The following is a 26,817-nucleotide window of genomic DNA, read 5'->3' as shown; positions in this document are numbered from 1 at the left end:
AGTGCTGGGCCGGGGATCACGCCCGCGCCGGAAACTTCAGCTCTTCGACCGCCCTGACCAGGGGAGCGAGCTCGGGGTTCTCCGCCGCCTCGTCCAGCGCGGCCCGCAGAGCACGGTCATTGGTCGGCCGGGCCGCTTCGAGCAGCGCCAGCGCTCGGCACCTACATCGGGCAGTCCGCGGGCTGGCGGACCACGTTCCTCATCGTCGCCGTCCTCGGCGTCCTCGGACTGCTCGGCGTCGCGAAGCTCATCCCTGAGCAGCCCAAGCCGGAAGGCGTACGCATCCGCCATGAGCTGGCCGCGTTCCGCAACGTCCAGGTGCTGCTGGCGATGGCCATGACCGTCCTGGGCTTCGGCGGAGTCTTCGCCGCGATCACCTACATCACCCCGATGATGACCGAGGTCGCCGGCTACTCGGCCTCGTCCGTCACCTGGCTGCTGGTCCTCTTCGGCCTCGGCATGGTGGGCGGCAACCTGGTCAGCGGGAAGTTCGCCGACCGGCATCTGATGCCGATGCTGTACGTGTCGCTCGGTGCGCTCGCCCTCGTCCTCGGTCTGTTCACCGTGACCGCCCACAACAAGATCGCGGCTGCCGTCACCATCGTCCTGATCGGCGCCCTCGGCTTCGCGACCGTGCCACCGCTCCAGAAGCGGGTCCTCGACCAGGCGGTGGGTGCGCCCACCCTGGCTTCCGCGGTCAACATCGGGGCCTTCAATCTCGGCAACGCCCTGTCTGCCTGGCTCGGCGGCCTCGTGATCGCGGCCGGTCTCGGCTACACCGCCCCCAACTGGGTCGGCGCCGTCCTCGCCGCATCGGCCCTGGTCCTCGCCGTGGTCTCCAGCCTGCTGGAGCGCCGCGAGCCCACCGCCGACCACATCGCTGTCGCGAGTGGCCCGGAGCCGGCGGCCGTCGCGGCCCGGCGCTGAGGCCCATGCCCCCGACGCCCTTCCGGACCACCCGCACCACCCCGCACGACCCGCGCGGCGCCAACCGCCGCGCCACGCACCCCAGCACCACGCAAGGAGCAGTTCCATGAGCACCGCCACCACCGCCGTCGCCCCGCTGACCATCCAGGACGCCGAAACCCTCGTCGAGACGGCCCGCTCCGCGGCCGAGGCGGCCGGTGTCGCCGTCGCCGTGAGCGTCCTCGACGCGGGCGGTCACCTGCTGGCCTTCCGGCGCGATGACCGGGCCGTCCTCATCGCGGGTGATACCAGCACCCGTAAGGCGTTCACCACGCTGCAACTGGATGCCCCCACCGCGGACCTGGTCGACGCGGTCCGGCCCGGCGGTCCCTTCCACACCCTGCCGACCGCGCTCGACCGCCCGCTGCTCTTCATCGCCGGAGGCGTTCCCCTGCACCGGTACGGCCGTCTGATCGGTGCCATCGGTGTGGGCGGCGGAGCGCCCTTGCAGGACCACGGCTTCGCCACGGCCGCCGCGGACACCCTCCTCTGAGCGCACGGCTCCCGGCCACCGCTGCCCCCCGTGGCGGTGCGGCGGTGACGTGTCAGCCCGTCGCGACCGAGAGCGGGGCGAACCTGCGGGTGGCGTCGCCCGGCAGATCCGGGATGCCGTATGTCATCACAGTGGTCCGGGCGAGGGGCTCCAGCCCTCGGTCCGCCAGCCAGGAGAGCAGTTCCCCATGACGGGCGTCGGCATCCGCCCGCAGCGGCCGGTCCGTCGTCGCGGCCAGGGCGGTGACCAGGGCCTGCGCGGTGTCCGTGTCCCGTGCGACCAGCGGGCCGATCACATGGGAGTGGCCGCTCGGCCAGAGCGCCGCGTAGCCGACCAGCTCGCCGTCCTCCTCGGCCACCTGGAGCCGGTCGGCGAAGGCCGGAAGCCGGGCGAGGAGGTGCGTCCGGTCTATGCCGAACACGGGGAGGTCGAGCCGGACCATCGCCTGCAGATCGGCAGCCTCCGCCGGACGCGTAGTCACCGGCGAGGCGTGGGGGGACGCCGGGGAGCCATCGGTGCCGTCCGCCCGGAAATGACCGCCGACCCGCTCGGCCCGGCCCACGGGGAAGAAGCCGATCTTCTCGTAGAGCGGCTGCCCCTGCTCCGTCGCGTACAGGGCGAGCGGGGTGTCCCCGACGTCTTCCATGACCTGCCGCATGAGCCGTCGGGCGAGCCCCTGACGTCCGTGGCGTCCGGCGACGAGCAGCATGCCGACGGCGGCCAGCTGCGGCCCGTACGAGGTCAGCATGCAGGTGGCCGCCAGGCCCTTGCCGTCGGGGGCGTCGATTCCGTACCCCGTGCCCGCGGCGAGGAGCAGCCCCCACCGGTGCTCGTCGCGCGGCCAGCCGCGGTCCTCGCAGAGATCGGCGCAGGCGACCAGGTCCTCCCGGGACAGGCGCCGGATCGGCAGGTCGGCGGGAGAGCGGGGTGATGGGCTGTGCATGGGGTCAGGCTGTCTGACGGGATGATCGCGCGTCCACCGGTTTGGCGGAACTGGCCGAGAACCGCAGCCGCCGCTCGTGCCGAGCGTCAGCAGGCCGACGGTCAGACCCAGCCCCTGACGGAGACGGCGACACGGGCGACGAGGGGCCCTCGGCGTACGGGGCGTGGTTTCACGTGAAACACGATGACGAGCGAGGCATCCCGGGTCGTCCGGCGGCGGGAGTGTCCATGGATACCGGCAGGGGAGTACGCGCTCCTGCGCCTCCGGCCGCGTCAGCCCGGCGGGGGGTGTGTCAGCCCAGGTCGGGGGCGTGCATCGCGCGTACGCCTTCGATGTTGCCGTCCAGGTAGTGCCGCAGGGAGAGCGGCACGAGGTGCACGGCCGCGATCCCCACCCGGCTGAACGGCACCCGGACGATCTCGTACTCCCCGCAGGGCGCGTCGATCTCCGGCCCGTGCCGCAGGGAGGCGTCCATCGACGCCAGTCGGCAGACGAAGAAGTGCTGGACCTTCACGCCCGTCACGCCACCGTCCGCGATGTGCTCGACCGTGTCGACGAAGCACGGGACCACATCGACGATCTTGGCCCCGAGCTCCTCGTCGACCTCACGGTGCAGGGCGTCGACGACAGTGGCGTCCTCCGGCTCGACCCCGCCGCCGGGCGTGAGCCAGTACGGATCGACCCCCGGCTTCGTGCGCTTGATGAGGACGAGATCGTCGCCGTCGAGCAGGATGGCGCGTGCGGTGCGCTTGACCACAGGACGTTCGGTCATGGCAAGAGAGTGGCCCGCGGAGCACCGTCTGAAACTCCGTCGGACCGTTCGCTTCCCCTCAGGCCCTACCGGCTTGCCGCGTCCAGTGCCTGTTCGACATCGGCCAACAGGTCCTCGGGGTCCTCCGCGCCGACCGAGAAGCGGATGAAGCCCTCCGCCACGGCGTCGCCGCCCCAGCGTCCCCGGCGCTCTGCGGTGGAGCGGACGCCGCCGAAGCTCGTCGCGTCGTCGACCAGCCGCAGCGCGGACAGGAAGCGTTCGGCGCTCTCCCGGTCGGCCAGTTCGAAGGACACCACCGAGCCGAACCGCCGCATCTGGAGCACCGCTGTGGCGTACGAGGGATCGGTGGGCAGCCCCGGATACCGCAGCCCGGTGACTTCCTTACGCTTCGCCAGCGCCTCGGCGAGGGCGAGGGCAGTGGTGCACTGGCGGTCGATGCGCAGCTGGAGCGTGGCCAGCGAGCGGTGCGCGAGCCAGGCCTCCATCGGGCCCGGGATCGCACCGACGACCTTGCGCCAGCGCCGTACGTCCGCTGTCAGACCGGGGTCGCGGCAGGTCACATGGCCGAGCAGGATGTCGCCGTGCCCGGTCATGCCCTTGGTGTCGCTGGCCACGGAGAAGTCGGCACCCAGCTCCAGCGGGCGTTGGCCGATCGGGGTGGCCAGGGTGTTGTCGACCGCGACGAGCGCGCCTGCCGCGTGGGCGGCCTTCACCAGCCGCCGGATGTCGCAGACGTCCAGACCGGGGTTGGACGGACTCTCGATCCACAGCAGCTTCGCGCCCTCCAGCAGGGCGAGCTGGGCATCGCCGCCGGTCGGCGCGGTCCGGACCTCGACGCCGTACGCCGTCAGCTGCTCGCGTACGAGCGGCAGCGCCTGGTAGCCGTCGTCCGGCAGGACCACGGCGTCGCCCGAGCGGACCTGGGACAGGAGCACCGCAGTGATCGCCGCCATGCCCGAGGCGAACACCGTCGTGCCCACCTCCTCACCCGGCGCTTCCAGCTCGCCGATGGCCCGCTCCAGGTGGGTCCAGGTCGGGTTGGTCTCCCGGCCGTAGGTGTAGGGGCCCACCGGCTCGCCGGAGAGGTGGAAGTGGGCGGCGAAGACCGGGCCGGGCAGAGTGGGTTCGAACTGCTCCGGTTCGGGAAGCCCGGCCCGTACCGCACGCGTTCCGTCGCCCATGGTGCTCATGCTGCTCCTTCGCTGGTCTCCCCCGGTCACCGGCCGAGGTGACCCGCACTCTTCCAGAGGTCGGGAACAGTGGTGGGGCGGGTCCGCGATCCGAGAGGCCCGGGATCAGTTCTCGTCGGGCAGGACGACGTTGAGCGCCCAGGACACGACCGAGATGATCAGGCCACCGAGCACCGCCGTCCAGAATCCGTCGACGTTGAAGCTGAGATCGAGCACGTCGGCCAGCCAGGAGGTCAGCATCAGCATCAGGGCGTTCACCACCAGGGTGATCAGCCCGAGCGTCAGGATGAACAACGGGAAGGTCAGGAGCTGGACCACCGGCTTCACCAGGAAGTTCACCAACCCGAAGATCAGCGCGACCAGGATCAGGGTGAGGATCTTGCGGCCGGTGCTGCCACCCTCCAGGGTGATGTTGCCCAGCAGCCAGATGGCCACGGCCAGCGCACCCGCGTTGGCGATCGTCTTGACTACGAAATTCTTCATGTGTCTGATCGTGGCAGACATGACCGGTGGTGGACACCGGCAGCGCAGCCACCATCGGCAGCACAGTTATCACCGCAGCGCGGGCGATTAGGGGCGGACGGGCCATGAAAGCATTCAGACTGGACGAGCTGGAGGCGGAACGGGCCGCCAACGACGGCGCCTACCTTCAGTTCGTACGGGAGCGGAACATGTCCGTCGGCCTGTACGCCCTGAACGCCGGGGAGACCGATCCGCAGCAGCCGCACCAGCAGGACGAGGTCTACTTCGTCGTCAGCGGCCGCGCGTCGATCACGGTGGGGATGGAGACGACACAGGTCGGCCGGGGCAGCGTCGTCTACGTGCCCGCGGGGGTGGCCCACAAGTTCCACCACATCACCGAGGACCTGCGAGTGATGGTCGTCTTCTCCCCGCCGGAGGGATGATCCCCGGGTTCCCTAAGGGTTCGATCAGGGGTCTTCAAGGGCTCCCGGGGCCCCGCCCGAGGCCTCCGCGCGCTTAGCATCGAGGCAGGTACTCAAAGAGAGACGAGGTAGAGGCGATGGCCGTGCGGGAGATATTCGCAGGGATGCCCTGGTGGGTGAAGTGGGTGGCGATTCCCGTCATCGCGATCTTCGTGTTCGGCGGACTGATCGCCAGCGTGGTCGGATTCGTGATCAGCCTGCTCTTCAAGGCGCTGGTCTTCGTCGTCCTGGTCGGCGGGCTGATCTTCGTCGTACGCAAGTTCATGACGTCGTCGTCCTCGCGTGGTGACTGGTAGTAACACGGTCGGGAGGCCGGTGCGTTGCCCCCGGGGATTAGCCCAGCTGAGCTAAGTCCCGGAGGAAACCACCCGTCTGCCGGAGGCGGCCGATACAGTGACACACCGTTGCCGCTATCCGGAATGTGACGTTCAGTCACCGAGCCGCCCGAACGGTCATGGGTCCGGTTTCCCGGTTCTCCGGTGCTCTCCGGTCCTCGGGATCGCGGCAGGCCCGTGGGGGCGGCCCCCACGGGAGGGCTGATGGCCCGTCACCATGCCTGGGGGTGACCTTTGACCACGGCATCGAGCACCGCTGTCCCGACGTTGATCGCTTCGGTCCAGCGGGCGTTGAGGCTGCTGGAGGCTGTGGGCGCCCATCGGGAGGGGGCGCCGGCCAAGCAACTCGCACGTGAGGCAGGGCTTCCGCTGCCGACCGCGTACCACCTGCTGCGCACGCTCGCCCATGAGGGCTATCTCCGCCGCGAGAACGGTGTCTTCCACCTCGGTGCGGCCGCCGCGAACCTGACCGCGGCCCCGGGGGTCAGGAGCCGCCCCTCCTCCGTCGCCGACTCCCTCGGTCACTGGCGGGACACCATCGGCACCCCCGTGTACTGCGCGGTCTACTGCGAGGGCGAGATCGAGCTCATCGCGGTCGCGGACGCCCCCGACATCCCCGCGGTGGAGGAGTGGGCCTCGTTCCGCGAGACCGGCCACGCGCATGCGATCGGCCAGTGTCTGCTCGCCCAACTCGACGAGAGGGCCCGCGAGGACCACCTCGACCGGCACCCCGTGCGCCCGCTCACCCGTTACTCAGTGCGAGATCGAGCGGCACTTCTTGAGCGGCTGCGAACGCTCCGGAGAGGTGAACCGGTCATCGAACGCCAGGAGTACGCACTGGGGACCGTCTGTGCCGCGATTCCGGTCACGGCCGGTGCCACCATTGCGGCGATGGCCGTTTCGGTACCCCTGGACCGTGAGGAACGGTTGCTGCCCGCAGTCGAACAGCTACGTGGCGAAGTTGCCAGCCTCTTGCGTTCGTTCGTGTTCTCTATCAGTATCTGAAAAATCACTCCTTGTGATCTGCTATCGCGTGCACCACGATGGCGTCAATAGGGCCTGGGGGATCATTCCTGGCCAGTTTCATCTACTGCGGGGTTGAACGATGCGCGAATCGGTTCAAGCAGAGGTCATGATGAGCTTCCTCGTCTCCGAGGAGCTCTCGTTCCGTATTCCGGTGGAGCTCCGGTACGAGGTCAGCGATCCGTACGCCATCCGGATGACGTTCCACCTGCCCGGCGATGCCCCTGTGACCTGGGCGTTCGGTCGCGAACTGCTGCTGGACGGGCTCAACAGCCCGAGCGGCGACGGAGATGTGCACATCGGCCCGACCGAGCCGGAAGGGCTGGGAGATGTGCACATCCGGCTCCAGGTCGGCGAGGACAGTGCGCTGTTCCGTGCGGGCACGGCACCGCTGGTGGCGTTTCTGGACCGGACGGACAAGCTGGTGCCGCTAGGTCAGGAACACACGCTGGGTGACTTCGACGGGAACCTGGAGGAGGCGCTGGGCCGCATCCTGGCCGAGGAGCAGAACGCCGGCTGACCGCCTCTCACTTCTTGCGGCGGCGGCCCCTTCCGGTCCGCGCGGGCGCGGCGGCCGTGGCCGCGATGGCGCCCGTGCCCGGGCGGTCCGCGGATACCACCAGCGCGGCGAGCCCCGTGGTCACCGGCACCGAGGCGACCAGGCCGATCGAACCGACCAGCGTGCGGACGATCTCCTCGGCGACCAGCTCGCTGTTGGCGACCGTTCCCACACTGCTCTGCGCGATGGAGAAGAGCAGCAGCAGCGGCAGCGCCGCGCCCGCGTACGCCAGCACCAGGGTGTTGACCACCGAGGCGATGTGGTCCCTTCCGATCCGGATACCTGCCTGGTAGAGCCCCTTCCACCCCATCTGCGGGTCGGCCTGGTGGAGTTCCCACACGGCGGAGGTCTGGGTGACCGTCACATCGTCGAGCACACCGAGCGAACCGATGATGACGCCGGCGAGCAGCAGACCGCTCATGTCGATGTCCGGGTACAGACCGTGGATGAGGCCGGTGTTGTCGTCGGTGTTGCCGCTCAGGCTCGCCCAGCCGATGAAGAGCGAGCCCAACAGCCCGATCAGCAGCAGCGAGATCAGCGTTCCGATGACCGCGACGGACGTCCGGGCCGTCACCCCGTGGCACATGTAGAGCGCCGCCAGCATGATGGCACTGGCCCCGATCACCGCCACCACCAGCGGATTCGAGCCCTGAAGGATCGCCGGGAGGATGAACAGGGTCAGCACGGCGAACGACACGGCGAGCGCCACCAGCGCCATCACGCCGCGCATTCTGCCCACCAGGACCACCGCCAGGGCGAAGATCCCGGCCAGCAGCGCCATGGGGACCTTCCGGTTCACGTCGGTGACCGAGTACTGGAGGTCGCGCGGCGCGTCGGGAGCGTACGCCACGACCACGCCCTGGCCCTCGCGCAGCTGGCGGGGCGCGTCCGGCTGGACGACCTCGACGAACCTCCGGCCCTTGTCGTCTCCGGTGGTCACCTCGACCGTGGCCTTCGCGCACTCCCCCTCCTGCTCGTTGACGGCCTCCCGGCCCGAGGGCGTTGAGGTGTCGCCGGTCGGGGGCACCTGAGCGGCGTTGACGTCCGCGCAGTCGACCTTGACGACCTGGACGACCTTGCCGTCCTGGGTCTGCCGGTCGAAGCCGACGCCTGTGCGTTCGTGGTCGGGGGCGCCGCCGGGCCAGAACGCGATCAGGCCGACGACGACCGCCGTCGCGAACGGGATCACCACGGCGGCGATGACCTTGCGCAGGTGCTTGGAGACCGGGGCGGCCGGTCCGTGGCTGTGCGAATGCCCGTGGGTGTGGTCGTGCGGGGGGCCCTGGGGCGGCGGGGGTGCGGGGTCGCTCTGGGGAGAGGTCACGGAGGGATCATCGCAAGAACGGCAGGGCCCTCTGGTCAGCTCGCCGGGAAGGACGCTAGCGTGGAGGCACCTTTGTACACGCGGGAGCTCGGAGCACCGGGCTGAGAGGGCGCTGATCGCCGTACATCCGTACGGGGCACGCTGCGCCGACCGCCGAACCTGTTACCGGGTAATGCCGGCGTAGGGAGTAGGTCTCATGACCACAGCGGACGCACGCACGCCTGCCTCCGATCGGAACGACGACGAGGCCGGGAAGTCCATCGGCTGGCACAAGGGGTACGTCCAGGGCTCACGCCCGGACCTCCGGGTGCCGGTTCGACAGGTGCACCTCACCAATGGCAAGGATGTGACGCTGTACGACACCTCGGGGCCGTACACCGACGCCTCCATCGACACCGACGTCCGCCGCGGCCTCGCGCCCCTGCGGGAGAACTGGATCATCGCCCGCGGCGACACCGAGGAGTATGCGGGCCGCCCGGTCCGGCCCGAGGACGACGGACTCAAGCACACCTCGCCGCGCGGCGGACTGCGCAACCTCGACGCGGTCTTCCCCGGCCGCCCGCGCCAGCCGCGCCGCAGCCGTGACGGGCGGCCCGTCACCCAGCTCGCGTACGCCCGGCGGGGGGAGATCACCCCGGAGATGGAGTACGTCGCGATCCGGGAGAACGTGGAGCCCGAGGTCGTCCGCGAGGAGATCGCGGCGGGCCGGGCGGTACTGCCGGCCAACGTCAACCACCCGGAGATCGAGCCGATGATCATCGGCAAGCGGTTCCTGGTGAAGGTCAACGCCAACATCGGCAACTCGGCGGTCACCTCCTCCATCGAGGAGGAGGTGGACAAGATGACCTGGGCGACCAAGTGGGGCGCCGACACGGTCATGGACCTGTCCACCGGGCGCAACATCCACACCACCCGCGAGTGGGTGCTGCGCAATTCCCCCGTGCCGATCGGAACCGTTCCGCTCTACCAGGCCCTGGAGAAGGTCGACGGCCGGGCCGAGGAGCTGACCTGGGAGATCTACAAGGACACCGTCATCGAGCAGGCCGAGCAGGGCGTGGACTACATGACGGTGCACGCCGGAGTGCGCCTGCCGTATGTCCCGCTGACGGCTCGCCGTAAGACCGGCATCGTCTCGCGCGGCGGCTCGATCATGGCGGCCTGGTGCCTGGCGCACCACAAGGAGTCGTTCCTGTACGAGCACTTCGAGGAGCTCTGCGAGATCCTCGCGACGTACGACGTCACCTACTCGCTCGGCGACGGGCTGCGCCCCGGCTCGATCGCGGACGCCAACGACGAGGCGCAGTTCGCCGAGCTGCGCACGCTGGGCGAGCTGAACACGATCGCCAAGCGGTTCGGCGTCCAGACGATGATCGAGGGCCCCGGGCACGTCCCGATGCACAAGATCAAGGAGAACATCGACCTCCAGCAGGAGATCTGCGAGGAGGCGCCGTTCTACACGCTCGGCCCGCTGACCACGGACGTCGCGCCCGCCTACGACCACATCACCTCGGGCATCGGCGCCGCGATGATCGCCTGGTGGGGCACGGCGATGCTCTGCTACGTCACGCCCAAGGAGCACCTGGGGCTGCCCAACCGGGACGATGTGAAGACCGGCGTGATCACCTACAAGATCGCAGCCCACGCGGCCGACCTCGCCAAGGGGCACCCGGGCGCGCAGGAGTGGGACGACGCGCTCTCGGACGCGCGGTTCGAGTTCCGGTGGGAGGACCAGTTCAACCTGGCGCTCGACCCGGACACGGCCCGGGAGTTCCACGACGAGACGCTGCCCGCCGAGCCGGCGAAGACGGCGCACTTCTGCTCGATGTGCGGGCCGAAGTTCTGCTCGATGAAGATCTCCCAGGACATCCGCCGTCAGCACGGTGGCTCGCAGGAGGAGATCGAGCAGGGCATGGCCGAGAAGTCGAAGGAGTTCGCGGCCGCGGGCAACCGGGTCTATCTGCCCATCGCGGACTGACCCGGCCCGATCAGCGACAGCCCGTTCCGGCCCTCCTCGGTGGGCCGGGCGGGCTGGGTCCGTTTCCTTGCGTTACGGGCGACTTGATGGCATTGGTGCCCATTTGACCTGGTTGGTCAGCTTGTTAAGCGACAGTATGGACACGGTCGTGTGGCGGCTTTATGTATGTTTGGCCATCAGCTCGCCTTGACTTGACCCTTCCCTTATCCGTGGCTTACTTTCCGGCTTGCTTGGCTGAAATTGGAAGCCCTCGCACGGGGGCCCGGGGAGGGAACACTATGAACTGGTACCTGGCTGTACTCAAGAACTACGCAGGCTTCAGCGGACGGGCGCGCCGCAAGGAGTACTGGATGTTCACGCTCGTCAGCTTCGTCATCTCTCTCGTCCTGTCGATCCTCGGCAGTGTGATCGGCACGGACATCCTGTACTACCTCTACGCCGTCGCGGTCCTCGTCCCGACGCTCGCCGTCGCCGTCCGCCGCCTGCACGACACCAGCCGCTCGGGCTGGTGGCTGCTGATCGGGCTCGTCCCGCTGGTCGGCTTCATCGTCCTGATCGTCTTCCTCGCCTCGGAGGGCAAGCAGGAGGCGAACGAGCACGGCGCCAACCCGAAGCTCGCGCCGCAGGTCGGCTGATCCACCGCTCCGGTCGATCCGGAGCATCCCCCGGGCCGGGCGCGGCAACTGCCGCCCCGGCCCGCGGTGTGTCCGGGGCCTGAGTGCCGGCTCGGTCCGGCCGGTGTCAGCCCGGTCGGTGCCAGTCCGGCTGGTGTCAGTCCGGCCGGTGTTCCGGGCCGCCGAAGTCCGGGCTCGTGAAGTCGGGGCTGGTGAAGGTCGGCCGGGGGCCCGCGGCGGGGCCCTCGTCCGGGCCGGAGAAGTCCGGCCTGCTGTAGCCGATCTTCGGGATGCGGTTGGGCGAGCGGTGTGGAGTCCGAGCGGCGGGCCCCGCCGTGGGGTCGGCCAGGGCGTCCCGGAGGAACGGCAGGATGCCGCGCTCCAGCAGGGCGTGGCGCCAGGCCTCCCGGGCGCGGGCCACCTCCTCCGGAAGCTCCCGTTCCTCGTTCTCGGCGGCCAGGGACGTCGCGCCGTTGCGGAGGGCGGTGACGAGCAGTCCGACGGCGGCGACCAGGATCGCCGCGGCGGCGACCGCCGCGAAGAACCACCCGGCCGCGACCATCGAGTCACCGAAGGCCACCGACGGGCTGACCGCTTTCAGCAGGTAGCCGACGAGCAGGAAGATGACCGCCGCGGTGCCTGCCAGCAGCGGGGTCAGGACCGTGAGGACCGCGCCTATCCCGGCGCCCGATCCGGCCGCGGTGCTCTGCGGCCCGTCCAGGACCGGGGCGCCGTCCGCTCCGTCGGCGGCCGTCGTGCCGCGCAGTTCGGCCCGGGCCTCGACGTAGTGGTCGTACTCGGTGGCCGCGGCGGCGGTGATCAGCGCCGTCGCGCTCAGTGCCATGGTGCGCAGCTGTTCGGTGTTGAGCCGGTCCCCGACGCCCTCCAGATCCGGTCGTTCATGAGCGTGGCGCAGTGCGTCGCCCAGGATCCGCTCGTACTCGGGACCGTCCTCGGCCAGCAGGTGCGGAGCGCTTGTCATCTGCATCCCCCGATGCTCCGTCGGTGCCCGGCTGCCCGTACGGACCGGGCGATCGGGCGGAAACGGAGGAGAGCCTGCTACTGATACGCCGATGGTAGAGCGCCCACGGCACGGGGTGACAGGGTGTTTCCGGAATTGGGCCCGGTGAGGGGCCCGACGATCGGCGCGGTCCGCGCGGGCGGAACCTGGTGCGTCTTCCCCGCCTACACCTGGTCATGCAGGGGGAGTTGGACGACCAGCAGCTTTCCGGCCATGGTCACCCCCCCGTCCATGGCGATCGCGAGCCCGTCGGCGTACACATGCGGACCGTTGACCACGGGCCCGGAACCGTCCTCGCCGTCCTCCGAGCCGACCTCGCCCAGGAGATACGGAATAGGGCTGTGACCATGGACGACGCGCTGTCCGCCGTACGTCGCCATCAGCTCGCGCACCGCATCGGCGCCGCCCTCGTCCCGGAAGGCGAACCGCTTGGTGAGCTTGCGGAAGAGGTCCCAGCACTCGTCGGCGTCGTTACGCGTGAGAATGGCCGTGATCGTGTCGTTGACGTCCTCGATGGTGGACCCGTAGTCGAGGTAGGCCGTCGTGTCGGAGTGCATCAGCAGATGCCCGTCCTCCTCGATGACCGCGTCGAGCCGGGACATCCACTGGAGATGGACGTCCTGGAGGCGCTCCATGTCGGTCTTCTGGCCGCCGTTGAGCAGCCAGGCGGCCTGGAAGGTGGCGGTGCCCGCCCCGGAGTTGACGGGGGTGTCGGCGAACCGCTTGGCGCCGAGCAGCAGCAGCTCGTGGTTGCCCATCAGGGCCTTGCAGTAGCCCCCCGCGGCCGCAGCCTCCGCGGAGAGCCGCATGACCAGGTCGATGACCCCGATGCCGTCGGGGCCGCGGTCGGTGAAGTCGCCCAGGAACCACAGCCGGGCGTTGCCCGCGGCCCAGTTCCCGTCGGCGTCGATGAGGCCCTGCTCGGCGAGCGCGGCGAGCAGTTCGTCCAGATAGCCGTGGACGTCGCCGACGACGAACAGCGGGCCGCGCCCGTCCTCGGGGACCGGCCGGGGCTCGGGGACGGTCTGCACCTGGACGGTGTCGCCCCGGTTGATGACGGGGAGGTCCCGCTCGGTCGGCGTGTAGCCCTCCGGCTCGTCGCCCACGGAGGCGTTGCCGGGATGCGGCAGCGGGGGCGGGGCGGGCGCGTGCGGCGGGACGGATGCCCCCGGTGCGGGGACCGGGGGCGGCACTGCGGCGTGTGGTGCCGATGCGCGCTGTTCCGGTGCCCGCGGCGGCACCGGAGCGTGCGTCACCGCGCCGGGCGCCTGTGGAGGCACGGGCGTCTGCGCATACGGCGGAACCCGGAAGTCTCGCAACGTCGCCGTCCGCACCACGGGTTCCTGACCGGCCCCCTGAGTCATCGACCCCTCCACCACCGTCGCGCCGCCGTACACCTGACGGGCCCTGCCTGGTAGAGGTGGTCCGCGGTGTCGTGCGCCCATCATAGGAATGCGGATCGATCTGTGTGACGCACCAGGGGTGGTGAATCCGGGCGCACGCACGGTTCACCGGCCGATTGGTCCGAAAAAAGCCGATCGGTCCCCGAGGGGAGAACGATCAGTCCCCGCTGGGGGAGCGCGGCGCGCTGACCGTCGTGCGCGGCGGGCGGCGTTGCGATGAGGTCCGGACGATGAGCTCCGTCGGTATGACCTGCTCGACCGGCCCGTCGTGCTCGACCCCTTCGATGGCGTCGATGAGCAGCTGGACGACGGCTGTGCCGATGCGGCGGGGCTTGAGCGAGAGGGTCGTGATGGGCGGTTCGGTGGCCGCGTACACGGTGGACTCGCTGCAGCAGACCAGCAGCAGGTCCTCGGGGACCCGCAGCCCGTAGCGGCGGGCCGCCGCGAGGAGGTCGGTCCCGTTGGGGTCGAAGAGGCCGTAGACCGCGTCGGGGCGGTCCGGGCGGGCGAGCAGCCGGTCGGCGGCGACCGCGCCCGCGCACGGGTCGTGGGCCGGGTAGGACTCGTAGACGGGGTCCTGGCCGACCCGCTCGCACCAGTGGAGGTAGGCGCTGGTGGAGAGCCGGGTGTACGTGTCGGTGGTGGTGCCGGTCAGCAGGCCGATACGGCGGGCCCCGGCGGCGGCGAGATGGTCGAGGAGGTCGAGCACGGCGGCCCGGTGGTCGTTGTCCACCCAGGCGGTGACGGGGAGGGTCCCGGCCGGGCGGCCGTCCGAGACGACGGGCAGGCCCTGGCGGACGAGTTCGGTGACGACCGGGTCCTGGTCGGAGGGGTCGATGACGACGGTCCCGTCGAGCGCGACGTTCGACCAGACGTCGTGCCGGGAGGTGGCGGGGAGGATGACGAGGGCGTAGCCGCGGGCGAGCGCCGCGGAGGTCGCGGCTCTGGCCATCTCCGCGAAGTACGCGAATTCGGTGAAGGTGAAAGGTTCATTCCCGTACGTGGTCACGGTCAGGCCGATCAGCCCCGACTTGCCCGTGCGGAGGGTTCGGGCCGCGGCGGACGGGCGGTAGCCCAGGCGCTCGGCGACCTCGCGGACATGGCGGCGGGTGGCGTCCGGGAGCCTGCCCTTGCCGTTGAGCGCGTCGGAGACGGTCGTGATCGAAACTCCGGCCGCGGCGGCCACGTCACGGATTCCTGCCCGTCCCGGCCGGCCGCTGCGCCGGGGGGTCTCCGTCCGGCTCACCTGGTGCTTCCCTGCTGCTGTCATGGCGAGCCGATAGTAGGGCTCCGGAGGGCGGTCGGTCCGGTCGCATATGCACACGTTGACAGGCACGTTTCTGCATGGTCACCCATGCTCAATTTCCTTGAAAACCTAGGGTGTTGGCCGGTATTGCATGAGTGTGTCAGGTGCTGGCGGGTGGCAGCCTGCTAAATGTGCGATGTCTCGAAGAGGTCTCAACTCACCACTTCGGGGGACGCGCGCCACGGAGTGAGCCACCGGCGCGCGCCGAAAAGGGAAACGCTCCCCCGGAGAAGCGGCCGGAGCGGTTGTGCGGCAGGGGGGCATTCCCGGGCACTGCGGTCGATTTGCCGCTCGGCCCATTCGCAGCGGGACTCAATCCTCATAGGGTGAGCAGTATTGCTGTGAACGGACGGTCGAGGAGGACCTGCGGTGAGCGAGACGAGCCCCAAGCTGCGTGCCGAACTGGATGGCGTTCCCGCCTATGTGCCCGGCAAGCCGGCGGCGGCCGGCGGACCGGTCGCGTACAAGCTGTCCTCCAACGAGAATCCCTACCCGCCGCTGCCGGGCGTCCTGGAGTCGGCGCTCGCCGCCGCGCACAACTTCAACCGTTACCCGGACATGGCCTGCACCGGGCTGATGAACGAGCTGGCCGACCGTTTCGGTGTGCCGGTCTCCCACATCGCCACCGGGACCGGGTCGGTGGGCGTGGCGCAGCAGCTGCTTCAGGCCACCTCCGGCCCGGGTGACGAGGTCATCTACGCCTGGCGGTCCTTCGAGGCGTACCCGATCATCACCCAGGTCAGCGGCGCGACATCGGTCAAGGTCCCGCTGACCGACGGCGATGTGCACGATCTCGACGCGATGGCGGAGGCGATCACCGACCGGACCCGGCTGATCTTCGTCTGCAACCCGAACAACCCCACCGGCACCGTGGTGCGCCGGGCCGAGCTGGAGCGGTTCCTGGACCGGGTGCCGGGCGACGTGCTGGTCGTGCTGGACGAGGCGTACAAGGAGTTCATCCGCGACGCCGATGTGCCGGACGGTCTGGAGATCTACCGGGACCGGCCCAATGTGGCGGTGCTGCGGACCTTCTCCAAGGCGTACGGCCTGGCCGGGCTGCGGGTCGGGTTCGCGGTGGCCCACGAGCCGGTGGCCGCCGCGCTGCGCAAGACCGCCGTCCCCTTCGGCGTCAGCCAGGTCGCCCAGGACGCGGCGGTGGCCTCGCTCCGTGCCGAGGACGAGCTGTTGGGCCGGGTCGGTTCGCTGGTCGCCGAGCGCGCCCGGGTGAGCGAGGCGCTGGCGGGCCAGGGCTGGGCGGTGCCGGAGTCGCACGCCAACTTCGTCTGGCTGCGGCTGGGGGACCGGACCCTCGACTTCGCCGCCGTCTGTGAGCGGGCCGGTGTGGTGGTGCGGCCGTTCGCGGGCGAGGGCGTACGGGTCACGATCGGCGAGGCCGAGGGCAACGACCTGTTCCTGAAGGCGGCGGCGGAGTTCCGCGCGGAGCTGTAGCGCTCTTCCAGGGCGCTGCGGCGGCTGTACGGCCGGGTGGGCCCCGGACCTCGATCGATGAGGTCCGGGGCCTTTCGCATGGTCCGTGTGCTCCCGCAGGCCTCCTGGCCGAAAAGGGGTACCCCCGGCGCAGGCTCCGAAAGTGTGTGCGCCATAATTGCTTGTGAATGTGAACGCGTTCACAAGCGTGCCCTGCTTTCTCCCGGAATCAGTGGGATCAACAGGGCATAGTGCCGGTATGGACACGGCGATGTAAGGAGACTGACGACGTGGACCTCGCTCTGGCGCCGGAAACCCTGGCGCGATGGCAGTTCGGCATCACCACCGTCTACCACTTCCTCTTCGTCCCGTTGACGATCTCGCTCGCCGCGCTCACCGCCGGCCTGCAGACCGCCTGGGTGCGGACGGCGAACGAGAAGTACCTCAGGGCGACCAAGTTCTGGGGCAAGCTGTTCTTGATCAACATCGCCATGGGCGTCGTCACGGGCATCGTGCAGGAGTTCCAGTTCGGCATGAACTGGTCCGACTACTCGCGCTTCGTCGGCGACATCTTCGGTGCCCCGCTCGCCTTCGAGGCGTTGATCGCCTTCTTCTTCGAGTCCACCTTCATCGGGCTGTGGATCTTCGGCTGGGACAAGCTGCCGAAGAAGATCCACCTCGCCTGCATGTGGATGGTCTCGATCGGCACGGTCCTGTCCGCCTACTTCATCCTGGCGGCCAACTCCTGGATGCAGCACCCGGTCGGTTACCGGATCAACGAGGAGCGCGGCCGCGCCGAGCTCACGGACTTCTGGCGGGTGCTCACCCAGGACACCGCGGTGACCCAGTTCTTCCACACCATCACGGCGGCCTTCCTCGTCGGCGGGGCCTTCATGGTCGGCATCGCCGCGTTCCACCTGGCCCGCAAGAAGCACATCCCGGTGATGCGGACCTCGCTGCGCCTGGGCCTGGTCACGATCGTGATCTCCGGGCTGCTCACCGCTGTCAGCGGCGACATGCTGGCCAAGGTCATGTTCCGGCAGCAGCCGATGAAGATGGCCGCGGCGGAGGCGCTGTGGGACGGCCAGGAGCGGGCGCCGTTCTCGCTCTTCGCGTACGGGGATGTCAGCAAGGGCCACAACACGGTGGAGATCTCGCTCCCCGGGATACTGTCCTTCCTCGCCAACAGTGACGTCGACTCGTACGTACCCGGCATCAACGACGTCAACAGGGAGTCGCAGGAGAAGTACGGGCCCGGCGACTACCGGCCCAACATCCCGGTCGCGTTCTGGAGCTTCCGCTGGATGATCGGCTTCGGCATGGCCTCCTTCGGCCTCGGCCTCCTGGGGCTCTGGCTGACCCGGAAGAAGTTCCTGTTGCCACCGGCGATGCGGACCGGTGAGGACGAGGTGCCCCATCTGGTCCTGTTCCGGAACAAGGCGCTGAGCCCACGGTTCACCAAGCTCTACTGGCTCGTCGCGCTCTGGACCATGCTCTTCCCGCTGATCGCCAACTCCTGGGGCTGGATCTTCACCGAGATGGGACGCCAGCCGTGGGTGGTCTACGGGGTGCTCCAGACCCGCGCGGGCGTCTCCCCCGGTGTCTCGCAGGGCGAGGTGATCACCTCGATGACCGTCTTCACCCTGCTCTACGCGGTGCTCGCCGTGATCGAGGTGAAGCTGCTCGTGAAGTACGTCAAGGCCGGGCCACCGGAACTCACCGAGAGCGACCTCAATCCGCCCACCAGGATCGGCGGTCACGACGAAGAAGACGCCGACCGGCCGATGGCCTTCTCGTACTGAGCACAGGAGCTGAGAGATGGAACTCCACGACGTCTGGTTCGTGCTCATCGCCGTCCTCTGGATCGGCTACTTCTTCCTGGAGGGATTCGACTTCGGTATCGGGGTCCTCACCAAGCTGCTGGCCCGCGACCGCAAGGAGAAGCGGGTCCTGATCAACACGATCGGGCCCGTCTGGGACGGCAACGAGGTCTGGCTGCTCACCGCGGGCGGCGCGACCTTCGCCGCCTTCCCCGAGTGGTACGCCACCCTCTTCTCCGGCTTCTACCTGCCGCTGCTGATCATCCTGTTCTGCCTGATCGTGCGCGGCGTCGCCTTCGAGTACCGCGCCAAGCGGCCCGAGGAGCGGTGGCAGACGAACTGGGAGACCGCGATCTTCTGGACCTCTCTGATCCCCGCCGTGCTGTGGGGCGTCGCGTTCGGCAACATCGTGCGCGGCGTGAAGATCGACGCGGACATGGAGTACGTCGGCAACTTCTGGGACCTCCTCAACCCGTACGCGATCCTCGGTGGACTCGTCACGCTCACCCTGTTCACGTTCCACGGGGCGGTGTTCGCCGGTCTCAAGACGGCCGGTGACATCCGCGTCCGGGCCCGCGCCCTGGCCCTGAAGCTGGGCCCGGTCACCGCGGTGCTCGCGCTGGGCTTCCTGCTCTGGACCCAGGCCGACAACGGGGACGGGTGGAGCCTGGGGGCCCTGGTCGTGGCGGTGGTGGCGCTCCTGGGCGCGATCGGGGCCATCGCCAAGGGGCGTGAGGGCTGGTCGTTCGCGCTCTCGGGAGTGACGATCGTGGCCGCGGTGGCGATGTTGTTCCTGACGCTCTTCCCGAACGTCATGCCGTCCTCGCTGAACGATGCCTGGAACCTCACCGTCACCAACGCCTCGTCCAGCCCGTACACGCTCAAGATCATGACCTGGTGCGCGGGCATCGCCACGCCCGTGGTGCTGCTCTACCAGAGCTGGACGTACTGGGTCTTCCGCAAGCGCATCGGCACCCAGCACATCGCCGACGCCCACTGACGGCCGTGGGCCCTGTCGGCCCCGCTGCTCCCGCAGGGCCGACAGGGTCGCAGATCCCACCGATCCCACTGGGGGATGTTTCACGTGAAACCGATCGATCCGCGTCTGCTCCGCTACGCACGGGCCACCCGTCTCTTCCTGGCGGCCGTGGTGGGTCTCGGTCTGGTCGGTGCCCTGCTGGTGATCGCTCAGGCGATGCTCATCGCCGAGATCGTGGTCGGCGGGTTCGAGGGCGGGCTCACGGTCACCGACCTCCGTACCCCCCTGCTCCTGCTCGCCGCCGTCGCTCTCGGACGGGCCCTCGTCGCCTGGCTCACCGAACTGGCGGCCCACCGGGCGAGTGCGGCAGTCAAGTCCGAACTGCGCGGCCGGCTGCTGGAGCGGGCCGCGCGGCTGGGGCCGGACTGGCTGAACGGGCAGCGCACCGGTTCGCTCGTCGCCCTGGCGACCCGGGGGATCGACGCGCTCGACGACTACTTCGCGCGCTACCTCCCGCAGCTCGGGCTCGCGGTCGTCGTCCCGGTGGCGGTGCTGGCCCGGATCGTCACCGAGGACTGGGTGTCGGCGGCGATCATCGTCGTCACCCTGCCGCTCATCCCCCTCTTCATGATCCTCATCGGCTGGGCCACCCAGGCCCGGATGGACCGTCAGTGGCAGCTGCTGTCCCGGCTCTCCGGGCATTTCCTGGATGTCGTCGCCGGGCTGCCGACCCTGAAGGTCTTCGGACGGGCCAAGGCGCAGGCCGAGTCGATCCGCGCGATCACCTCCGACTACCGTCGGGCCACCCTGCGCACCCTGCGGATCGCCTTCCTCTCCTCCTTCGCCCTGGAGCTGCTGGCGACCCTGTCGGTGGCCCTTGTCGCCGTCACCATCGGTATGCGGCTCGTCCACGGCGAACTCGACCTCTACACCGGCCTGGTGGTCCTGATCCTGGCCCCGGAGGCGTATCTGCCGATCCGCCAGGTCGGGGCGCAGTACCACGCGGCGGCCGAGGGGCTCTCGGCCGCCGAGGAGATCTTCACGGTTCTGGAGACCGAGCCCCCTGCCCCGGGCACCGGGGATGTCCCGGCCACGCTGCGGCTGGAGCTGGCGGAGGTGACCGTGCGCCACGAGGGCCGCGCCGCGCCCTCGTTGGACGCCGCATCGCTCACCGTCGAGCCGGGGGAGACCGTTGCCCTGGTCGGCCCCAGCGGCGTCGGCAAGTCCACCCTGCTGAATGTGGTCCTGGGCTTCGCCCGGCCCGACGAGGGGCGCGTACGCGTGGGGGGCCGGGATCTCGCGGACCTGGACCCGGAGCGCTGGCGGAGCCGGATCGCCTGGGTTCCCCAGCGCCCCCACCTCTTCGCGGGCACGATCGCCGAGAACGTTCGCCTCGCCCGGCCCGGCGCCGACGACGAGGCGGTCCTCACGGCGTTGCGGGACGCCGGGGCGTACGACTTCGTCGCCGCGCTGCCCGACGGGATGCGGACCGAACTGGGCGAGGACGGGGCGGGGCTCTCCGCCGGGCAGCGCCAGCGCCTCGCCCTGGCCCGTGCGTTCCTCGCCGACCGGCCGCTCCTGCTGCTGGACGAGCCGACCGCGAGCCTGGACGGTGAGAGCGAGGCGGGCATCGTCGACGCCGTACGGAGGCTGGCGGCCGGGCGGACCGTGCTGCTCGTCGTACACCGCCCGGCGCTGCTGGCGGTGGCCGACCGGGTGGTGACATTGGAGCCGCGCACGGAGGGCGGTACGGAGCCGTACGCGACGGCGCTCGCGGGCGTCGCCGCCCCGGGCCCCGCCGTACCGCAGCCCCTGGCCGGGGGCGAGCTGCCGGACGCCCGCCGCGCGGAGACTCCCGACCCCTTCCGGACGGCCGGCAGCCGGACCGGGCGGGTGCTCGCCCGGGTCCGTGAGTCCGCCGGGGCGCGGCGCGGACAGCTGGCCCTGGCCCTGCTGCTGGGCAGCCTGGCGGTCGGTTCGGCCGTGGGGCTCATGGCGGTCTCCGGCTGGCTGATCTCCCGCGCCTCCGAACAGCCCCCGGTCCTCTATCTGATGATGGCGGTCACCGCGACCCGTGCCTTCGGCATCGGCCGGGCGGTGTTCCGCTACGCCGAGCGGCTCGTCTCGCACGACGCCGTCCTGAAGCTCCTCGCCGAGCTGCGCGTCGCCGTCTACCGGGGCCTCGAACGCATCGCCCCCGCCGGTCTGCGCACCACCCGCCGGGGCGACCTGCTCTCCCGGCTCGTCGCCGATGTGGACGCGCTCCAGGACTACTGGCTGCGCTGGCTGCTGCCCGTCGGGACCGCCCTCGTGGTGGGGACGGCGGCCGCCGGGTTCACCGGCTGGCTGCTCCCGGAGGCGGGCGTGATCCTGGCGGTGGGACTGCTGGTCGCCGGGGTCGGCGTGCCGCTGGTCAGCGGGGCCTGCGCCCGCCGTACGGAGCGTCAGCTCGCGCCCGCCCGCGCCGCGCTGGCCACCCGGGTCACCGATCTCCTCGGGGGTACCGCCGAACTGACCGTCGCAGGAGCTCTGCCCGCCCGGCAGGAGCGGCTGCGCGAAGCCGACACGCTCCTGAGCCGGATCGCCTCCCGGGCGGCCGCCGCCACGGCACTGGGCGGCGGCCTCTCCGCCCTGGTCTGCGGGCTCACCGTGGTGGCCGCCGGGATCGTCGCCGTCCCCGCCGTGGGGGACGGACGGCTGTCCGGGGTCGCTCTCGCCGTCGTGGTGCTGACCCCGCTCGCCGCCTTCGAGGCCGTCGCCGGGCTGCCGCTCGCCGTGCAGTACCGCCAGCGAGTCGCCCGGAGCGCGGAGCGGGTGTTCGAGGTGCTGGACGCCCCCGTGCCCGTACAGGAGCCCACGGCTCCGGCCGAGGGGCCCGAGTCCCCCTTCCCGCTGGAGGTACGGGGGCTGACCGCCCGCTACCCGGGGTCCGGGCAGGACGCGCTGGTCTCGCTCGACCTGACACTGACGCCCGGACGGCGCATCGCGGTCGTGGGCCCCTCCGGCTCGGGCAAGACGACGCTCGCCCAGGTCCTCCTGCGGTTCCTGGACGCCTCGTCGGGGACGTACCGGCTCGGCGGCGTGGCGGCGGCCGCACTGGAGCCGGACACGGTCCGGCGCTCGGTGGGGCTGTGCGCCCAGGACGCGCATGTCTTCGACAGCACGATCCGGGAGAACCTGCGCCTCGCCCGCCCCGGGGCGCGGGACGCCGAACTGCGCGAAGCGCTCTCCCGGGCCCGGCTGCTGGACTGGGTGCTGGCCCTGCCCGAGGGGCTCGACACCCCGGTGGGCGAGCACGGCGCGCGGCTCTCCGGCGGACAGCGACAGCGCCTCGCCCTGGCCCGCGCGCTGCTCGCGGGCTTCCCCGTGCTCGTCCTGGACGAACCGGCCGAGCACCTCGACCTGCCGACCGCCGACGCCCTGACCGCCGACCTGCTGGCCGCGACCCGGGGATGTGCGACGGTGCTGATCACCCACCGGCTGACCGGCCTCGACGCGGTCGACGAGGTGCTGGTGCTGGACGCGGGCCGGGTGGTGCAGCGAGGACCGTACGCCGAACTCGCCGCCGAGGAGGGTCCGCTGCGGGACCTGCTGGAGCGTGAACGGGAGGCGGTGGGGATGGCGGGGGCGGGCCGCTGACTTCCGCAGTCCCGGGCCGCTGCTGGTGCCGCCGGTACGGCCATTCCCGACTTTCCTCATCAAACCGTACTAACTAGGCTCAGGTCATGGCAGAGCCTGACCCGAAGGACTCACTCGACGCAGCCACCCGGGCCACCCGCAGCCTCCAGGGCCTGTCCACCGAGCTCACCGCGCGGGTGCCGCAGCTCCTGGAGGCGATGCGCTCCGTCGGCACGGGACTGGAACTCCACTCCACCCTGGACCGGATCTGCGAGACCGCCGCCGAGCTCGCGCACGCCCGGTACGCCGCGATCGGCGTCGTCGACGAGGCGGGCGAAGGGCTCTCGGACTTCGTCACGTACGGCGTTCCGCAGGAGGTCGCCGACGCGATCGGCCGTCGGCCCGACGGCCACCGCGGCCTGCTCGGCGCGCTGATCCACGACCCCGCTCCCGTACGGCTGGCGGATCTGACCAGCGATCCGCGCTCCGCGGGGTTCCCGGCGGGCCACCCCCGGATGCGGACGTTCCTCGGGGTGCCGATCCGGGTTCAGGGGGAGATCTTCGGCAACCTCTACCTGACGGAGAAGGAGGGCGGCGCCGAGTTCAGCGACTACGACCTGCACATGGTGCGGGTGCTCGCGACGGAGGCCGGGATCGCCATCGGCAACGCCCGGCTGTACGAGGCGGCGCGGCAGCGGGAGCGCTGGATCGACGGGTCGGTCGCGGTGACCACGGCGCTCCTGTCGGGCGGCGACGCCGACGACGCGCTGTCCGTCGTCGCCGAACAGGCCCGCAGGCTCGCCGACTCCGCCGCCGGGATCGTGCTGCTGCCCGCCGAGGAAGGCGGTCTGGAGATCGTCGCCGTCTCCTCCGACAACCCCTCGTCCTCGCTCGGTGTGATCATCCCGCCCCGGAGCCCGGTGGTGGCGAAACTGCTCGCCGGTGAGGCGGTGTTCATCGACGACTCGGCCACCGACAGCCGGATGATCACCAGACTGGCCGACCGGTTCGGCCCCAGCATGCTGCTGCCGCTGCACAGTGGCGGCCGGGTCCTCGGAGCGCTGGCGACCCCCCGCGCCCGGGGCGGGCGCCCGTTCACGGACACCGAGCGGACGCTCGCAACCCAGTTCGCCTCCCAGGCCGCGCTCGCGCTGATGATGGCCGAGGCCCAGCGGGACCGGGAGCGGCTCGCGGTGTACGAGGACCGCGACCGGATCGCCCGTGACCTCCACGACCTGGTCATCCAACGGCTGTTCGCCACCGGGATGATGCTGGAGAGCGCCCAGCGCGGATCGGTGGTGCCCGAGGTGCGGACCGGCGTCGGCCGGGCGGTCGACGAACTGGACGTGACCATTCAGGAGATCCGTACGGCCATCTTCGCGCTCCAGCAGGAACCGGCCGAGGCCCCCGCGGGGCTGCGCACCCGGGTGCTGCGGGAGATCAACATGGCGGCCGTACCGCTCGGCTTCAAACCCTCGCACCGCTTCCTGGGCCCGGTGGACTCCGTCGTCGGCGAGCTGACCGGCAAGAACCTTGTGGCGGCGCTGCGCGAGGCCCTCTCCAACGCGTTCCGGCACGCACAGGCTTCGCTGATCGACGTGGTCGTCGACGCGACGGTGACCCTGCCGGACGGGCGGAGCGCGGTACGCCTCTCGGTCGCCGACGACGGGGTGGGCATCCCGGAGGGCGGCCGCCGCAGCGGACTGCGGAACCTGGCCCGCCGCGCCGACTCCCTGGGAGGGGCGAGCCGGATCGCCCCGGGGATCGGGGAGGACGGCGGCGGTACGACGGTGGTGTGGGAGGCGCCGCTGTGAGCCGCTGTCCGGGCGGGCCCTCGGCCTGCCGAAAGGATTCAGCGAACCTCCGGGACGTCAGCGGCCTTGCGCGCGGGCGGCGAGGATCCGCTCGATGACGACCGCCACGCCGTCCTCCTCGTTGGTCGCGGTCCGGCCCGAGGCGGCGGCCAGCGCGTCCGGGTGGGCGTTGCCCATCGCGTAGGAGGCACCGGCCCAGCTGAGCATCTCGATGTCGTTGGGCATGTCCCCGAAGGCGACCACCTCGGCGGGCGAGATGCCCCGCTCGGCACAACAGGCGGCGAGTGTGGTGGCCTTGGAGACCCCGAGGCCGCTGACCTCCAGGAGTGCGGAGGGGCTGGACCGGGTGAAGGAGGCCCTCGCCCCGGCGGCCGTGCGGGCCAGGGAGAGGAACGCGTCGGGGGCCAGCTCGGTGTGGTGGGCGAGCAGCTTGATCACGGGCGCGCCGGAGTCCGGGGTGTCCTCGTGGAGCAGCTTCTCGGCGACGGCCACGGCGGCGCCCGGGTCCAGGTGGAAGGGCGGGTAGGCCGGTTCGTAGTTGATGCCGGTGGTCAGTTCGACGGCGAAGGAGGTGCCGGGGGCCGCCGCGCGCAGGGCGTGGACGACATGGCGGGCGGCGTCGCGCTCCAGCGGCCGTACGGAGAGGAGATCGCCGTCCGTCCGCAGATCGGTGACCACGGCGCCGTTGGCGCAGATCGCCGTGCCGTGGCTGTGGACGTGGTCCCGGACGACATCCATCCAGCGGGCCGGCCGGCCAGTGACGAAGAAGACCTCGATCCCGGCCTCCTCGGCTGCGGCGAGGGCCGCGACCGTGCGCGCGGAGAGCGTCTTGTCGTCGCGCAGCAGGGTGCCGTCGAGGTCGGTGGCGATCAGCCGGGTCACGGCGGGAAGGGGCGCATCGGTCACTGAGGTCACCGGGTCATTCTCGCCCACGGAAGTGCACGGGCGTGCGCAGGGGCGCACATTTGAGTGAGTGCGCCTCTGATCTGCGGAACGTTCCTCCGGCATATGTCAGAGGTTATCGGGAGAGGCGGGGGTCACCCATTCGGCATGGTGACCTTTTCGGGCCCGCAGCCGATGCGCTGGGCCTCGGCGGCGACGTAGACGGGCAGGAGGTCACGTGTGAAGGAGGTGGCGGGGTCCATGTTCTTCAGTTGCTCCACCATGAACACCGCGCGCCCGCTCTGGCATTCGGCCTGGTAGACGGCACGGGTGGCGTTGGTTGTCCCGTACCCCTTGGTGCCCTTGATCCGCGGGCCGCCGTGGAGCAGGTCCGTCGAGAAGATGTTCACGGTGAGTGGTTCGACCACGGTCGTGAACCGTACGGACGGCCGGCCACGGTCGTAGGAGGCCTCGCAGACCCGGGCGGGGCCGCCGTCACCGGCCACCGTGCGCGTGGTGGTCAGCAGCTTGCGATGGGCGGGCAGGACGAACCCCTCGATCCCGCAGAACGCCTGGGGGTCGGCGTCGGCCCAGTCGACGGGATCGGCCAGCTCCCCTGGAGCTGGGTATGAGCCGTCGCAGTCGAAGTCACGCATGACGCCGTTGGCCACCGCCACCACCATGCGGGCGAGCGCGGCCCGCTCGGCCGGGTCGTACGCCGAGTCGAGGTCCAGGCCCGCCTGACCCCGTCCCGCGTCGATCACGGCCGGGCCGCTGTCCCCGCCTCCGGTGCAGCTCTGCGGCAGGGCTATCCAGGCGCGCAGGCCCGATGCCATGCCGGGCAGGCCGTCCCCCAGCGGCGCCATGTTCGCGGCGAGGAATTCCGCGGGCCACTTGCGACTGTCGGTGCCCAAGAGCGAGTCCAGCCTGCGGACGTGCACGGTCACCTGCCGGGCGGCTCTCTCCTCGCCGTGGTCCGTGCGGTAGCTCGTGATCCGGCAGTTCCCGTACATGAGCCTGTCGCCGTGCGGGTCGGGCCGCAGTTCCTGTTCCTCGACCTCGGTCCTGCGGTCGGCGAAGAGCGCCGTCATGGCCGAGTCGTCGAGGGAGTCCCAGCACGGCCGGGGCCCGACGAGCGGCAGCGTGTCCGTCTGCCAGGCCACGCCGCCGGCGCCGAGCAGCGCGCCGATCAGGCCGGCGACGGTGGCGGTGCGGGCTGTGCGGTTGCGCAGGAGTCTGCCCAGCGGGGAGCGCCGCGGCGGGGTGCTGACGTCCTCGTTCTCGTGGCTACCGGCCATCACACGTTTCCCCTGTTCCCGCGTTTCGTCTGTTCCCGTATTCCATGCGCGTGCCCACCTCTGCACGGTGTTCCCCGTGCGGCGTCGTGTCCGCGGCCGCGAGCGGCCGC

The 26,817-nt window shown here is 70.6% G+C and carries 22 protein-coding genes, 2 pseudogenes and 1 riboswitch; of the genes and pseudogenes, 13 read left to right on the top strand and 11 right to left on the bottom strand.

Annotated elements, in window-relative coordinates:
- Window positions 1-16 precede the first annotated feature (16 nt).
- Window positions 17-151: pseudogene (locus CIB93_RS39065) on the bottom strand (MarR family transcriptional regulator); the annotation flags it as partial.
- Between the two features lie 2 nt (window positions 152-153).
- Between CIB93_RS39065 and CIB93_RS24390 the strand changes: the two are divergent.
- Together CIB93_RS24390 and CIB93_RS24385 are read left to right on the top strand one after the other, a co-directional pair.
- Window positions 154-927, top strand: a pseudogene (locus CIB93_RS24390) (MFS transporter); the annotation flags it as partial.
- Between the two features lie 106 nt (window positions 928-1,033).
- On the top strand, window positions 1,034-1,459 hold the full coding sequence (locus tag CIB93_RS24385) for a heme-binding protein (RefSeq protein WP_096629833.1): 426 nt from the start codon (window positions 1,034-1,036) through the stop codon (window positions 1,457-1,459).
- A 52-nt stretch (window positions 1,460-1,511) separates the two neighbouring features.
- On the opposite strand, the gene CIB93_RS24380 is transcribed toward CIB93_RS24385, so the two are convergent.
- The 4 genes from CIB93_RS24380 to CIB93_RS24365 all read right to left on the bottom strand — a co-directional run bounded on the left by CIB93_RS24380 (window position 1,512) and on the right by CIB93_RS24365 (window position 4,847).
- Window positions 1,512-2,402, bottom strand: a complete 891-nt coding sequence (locus tag CIB93_RS24380) for a GNAT family N-acetyltransferase (protein WP_096629831.1) — start codon at window positions 2,400-2,402, stop codon at window positions 1,512-1,514.
- A 292-nt stretch (window positions 2,403-2,694) separates the two neighbouring features.
- Complete coding sequence (locus CIB93_RS24375; protein WP_096629830.1) at window positions 2,695-3,174, bottom strand: NUDIX domain-containing protein; 480 nt, start codon at window positions 3,172-3,174, stop codon at window positions 2,695-2,697.
- A 65-nt stretch (window positions 3,175-3,239) separates the two neighbouring features.
- Window positions 3,240-4,364 (bottom strand): cystathionine gamma-lyase, encoded by a 1,125-nt coding sequence (locus tag CIB93_RS24370; protein WP_096629828.1) that lies wholly within the window; start codon window positions 4,362-4,364, stop codon window positions 3,240-3,242.
- A 105-nt stretch (window positions 4,365-4,469) separates the two neighbouring features.
- Entirely contained in the window at window positions 4,470-4,847 is a 378-nt protein-coding gene (locus CIB93_RS24365) for a phage holin family protein (RefSeq protein ID WP_096629827.1), read from the bottom strand.
- Between the two features lie 104 nt (window positions 4,848-4,951).
- Here CIB93_RS24365 and CIB93_RS24360 point away from each other — a divergent pair, with 104 nt between their 5' ends.
- The 4 genes from CIB93_RS24360 (at window position 4,952) to CIB93_RS24345 (ending at window position 7,186) form a co-directional block, all read left to right on the top strand.
- Window positions 4,952-5,269, top strand: coding sequence for a cupin domain-containing protein (locus CIB93_RS24360; protein ID WP_096629825.1), 318 nt, complete (start codon window positions 4,952-4,954; stop codon window positions 5,267-5,269).
- Window positions 5,270-5,391: 122 nt separating this feature from the next.
- On the top strand, window positions 5,392-5,604 hold the full coding sequence (locus CIB93_RS24355) for a DUF5326 family protein (protein ID WP_096629858.1): 213 nt from the start codon (window positions 5,392-5,394) through the stop codon (window positions 5,602-5,604).
- A 273-nt stretch (window positions 5,605-5,877) separates the two neighbouring features.
- Window positions 5,878-6,648 carry an IclR family transcriptional regulator gene (locus tag CIB93_RS24350; RefSeq protein ID WP_306454826.1) on the top strand — a complete coding sequence of 257 codons (771 nt, stop codon included), beginning with the start codon at window positions 5,878-5,880 and terminating at the stop codon, window positions 6,646-6,648.
- A 100-nt stretch (window positions 6,649-6,748) separates the two neighbouring features.
- Window positions 6,749-7,186 (top strand): SsgA family sporulation/cell division regulator, encoded by a 438-nt coding sequence (locus tag CIB93_RS24345; RefSeq protein ID WP_096629822.1) that lies wholly within the window; start codon window positions 6,749-6,751, stop codon window positions 7,184-7,186.
- Window positions 7,187-7,193: 7 nt separating this feature from the next.
- Here the strand turns inward: CIB93_RS24345 and CIB93_RS24340 are convergent, their stop codons facing one another.
- Window positions 7,194-8,549 (bottom strand): YibE/F family protein, encoded by a 1,356-nt coding sequence (locus CIB93_RS24340; RefSeq protein WP_096629820.1) that lies wholly within the window; start codon window positions 8,547-8,549, stop codon window positions 7,194-7,196.
- Between the two features lie 70 nt (window positions 8,550-8,619).
- Window positions 8,620-8,753: riboswitch (TPP riboswitch) on the top strand.
- Between CIB93_RS24340 and thiC the strand changes: the two genes are divergently transcribed.
- The gene (gene thiC / locus CIB93_RS24335) at window positions 8,746-10,524 is read left to right on the top strand and encodes a phosphomethylpyrimidine synthase ThiC (RefSeq protein ID WP_096629818.1); all 1,779 of its coding nucleotides are present in this window, start codon (window positions 8,746-8,748) and stop codon (window positions 10,522-10,524) included. Its footprint overlaps the riboswitch before it by 8 nt.
- 278 nt (window positions 10,525-10,802) lie before the next feature.
- Window positions 10,803-11,159 (top strand): DUF805 domain-containing protein, encoded by a 357-nt coding sequence (locus CIB93_RS24330; protein ID WP_096629816.1) that lies wholly within the window; start codon window positions 10,803-10,805, stop codon window positions 11,157-11,159.
- A gap of 136 nt (window positions 11,160-11,295) precedes the next feature.
- On the opposite strand, the gene CIB93_RS24325 is transcribed toward CIB93_RS24330, so the two are convergent.
- From CIB93_RS24325 to CIB93_RS24315, 3 genes are all read right to left on the bottom strand, one after another.
- Complete coding sequence (locus tag CIB93_RS24325; RefSeq protein ID WP_096629815.1) at window positions 11,296-12,126, bottom strand: hypothetical protein; 831 nt, start codon at window positions 12,124-12,126, stop codon at window positions 11,296-11,298.
- 197 nt (window positions 12,127-12,323) lie between these two features.
- Window positions 12,324-13,523 carry a metallophosphoesterase gene (locus CIB93_RS24320; protein ID WP_179500226.1) on the bottom strand — a complete coding sequence of 400 codons (1,200 nt, stop codon included), beginning with the start codon at window positions 13,521-13,523 and terminating at the stop codon, window positions 12,324-12,326.
- Window positions 13,524-13,719: 196 nt separating this feature from the next.
- Window positions 13,720-14,832, bottom strand: coding sequence for a LacI family DNA-binding transcriptional regulator (locus CIB93_RS24315; RefSeq protein WP_096629812.1), 1,113 nt, complete (start codon window positions 14,830-14,832; stop codon window positions 13,720-13,722).
- 405 nt (window positions 14,833-15,237) lie between these two features.
- Here CIB93_RS24315 and hisC point away from each other — a divergent pair, with 405 nt between their 5' ends.
- The 5 genes from hisC (at window position 15,238) to CIB93_RS24290 (ending at window position 24,527) form a co-directional block, all read left to right on the top strand.
- Window positions 15,238-16,317 carry a histidinol-phosphate transaminase gene (gene hisC / locus CIB93_RS24310; RefSeq protein WP_096629810.1) on the top strand — a complete coding sequence of 360 codons (1,080 nt, stop codon included), beginning with the start codon at window positions 15,238-15,240 and terminating at the stop codon, window positions 16,315-16,317.
- Between the two features lie 269 nt (window positions 16,318-16,586).
- Window positions 16,587-18,098: a cytochrome ubiquinol oxidase subunit I gene (locus CIB93_RS24305; protein ID WP_096629809.1), complete on the top strand. Its 1,512-nt coding sequence runs from the start codon at window positions 16,587-16,589 to the stop codon at window positions 18,096-18,098.
- 16 nt (window positions 18,099-18,114) lie between these two features.
- A complete protein-coding gene (gene cydB, locus CIB93_RS24300) occupies window positions 18,115-19,116 on the top strand; it encodes a cytochrome d ubiquinol oxidase subunit II (protein ID WP_096629808.1) in 1,002 nt (333 codons plus the stop codon).
- A gap of 84 nt (window positions 19,117-19,200) precedes the next feature.
- On the top strand, window positions 19,201-22,734 hold the full coding sequence (gene cydD, locus CIB93_RS24295; RefSeq protein ID WP_096629806.1) for a thiol reductant ABC exporter subunit CydD: 3,534 nt from the start codon (window positions 19,201-19,203) through the stop codon (window positions 22,732-22,734).
- An 86-nt stretch (window positions 22,735-22,820) separates the two neighbouring features.
- Window positions 22,821-24,527, top strand: coding sequence for a GAF domain-containing protein (locus CIB93_RS24290; protein ID WP_096629805.1), 1,707 nt, complete (start codon window positions 22,821-22,823; stop codon window positions 24,525-24,527).
- A 57-nt stretch (window positions 24,528-24,584) separates the two neighbouring features.
- Here the strand turns inward: CIB93_RS24290 and CIB93_RS24285 are convergent, their stop codons facing one another.
- A complete protein-coding gene (locus CIB93_RS24285) occupies window positions 24,585-25,442 on the bottom strand; it encodes an HAD family hydrolase (RefSeq protein ID WP_096629803.1) in 858 nt (285 codons plus the stop codon).
- A 122-nt stretch (window positions 25,443-25,564) separates the two neighbouring features.
- Window positions 25,565-26,707 carry a hypothetical protein gene (locus CIB93_RS24280; protein WP_096629802.1) on the bottom strand — a complete coding sequence of 381 codons (1,143 nt, stop codon included), beginning with the start codon at window positions 26,705-26,707 and terminating at the stop codon, window positions 25,565-25,567.
- Between the last annotated feature and the right edge of the window lie 110 nt (window positions 26,708-26,817).

Origin of the sequence: Streptomyces sp. WZ.A104 (assembly GCF_002382885.1) — a bacterium.
Lineage (GTDB): Bacteria > Actinomycetota > Actinomycetes > Streptomycetales > Streptomycetaceae > Streptomyces.
This window is presented reverse-complemented; position numbering and strand designations above follow the sequence as displayed.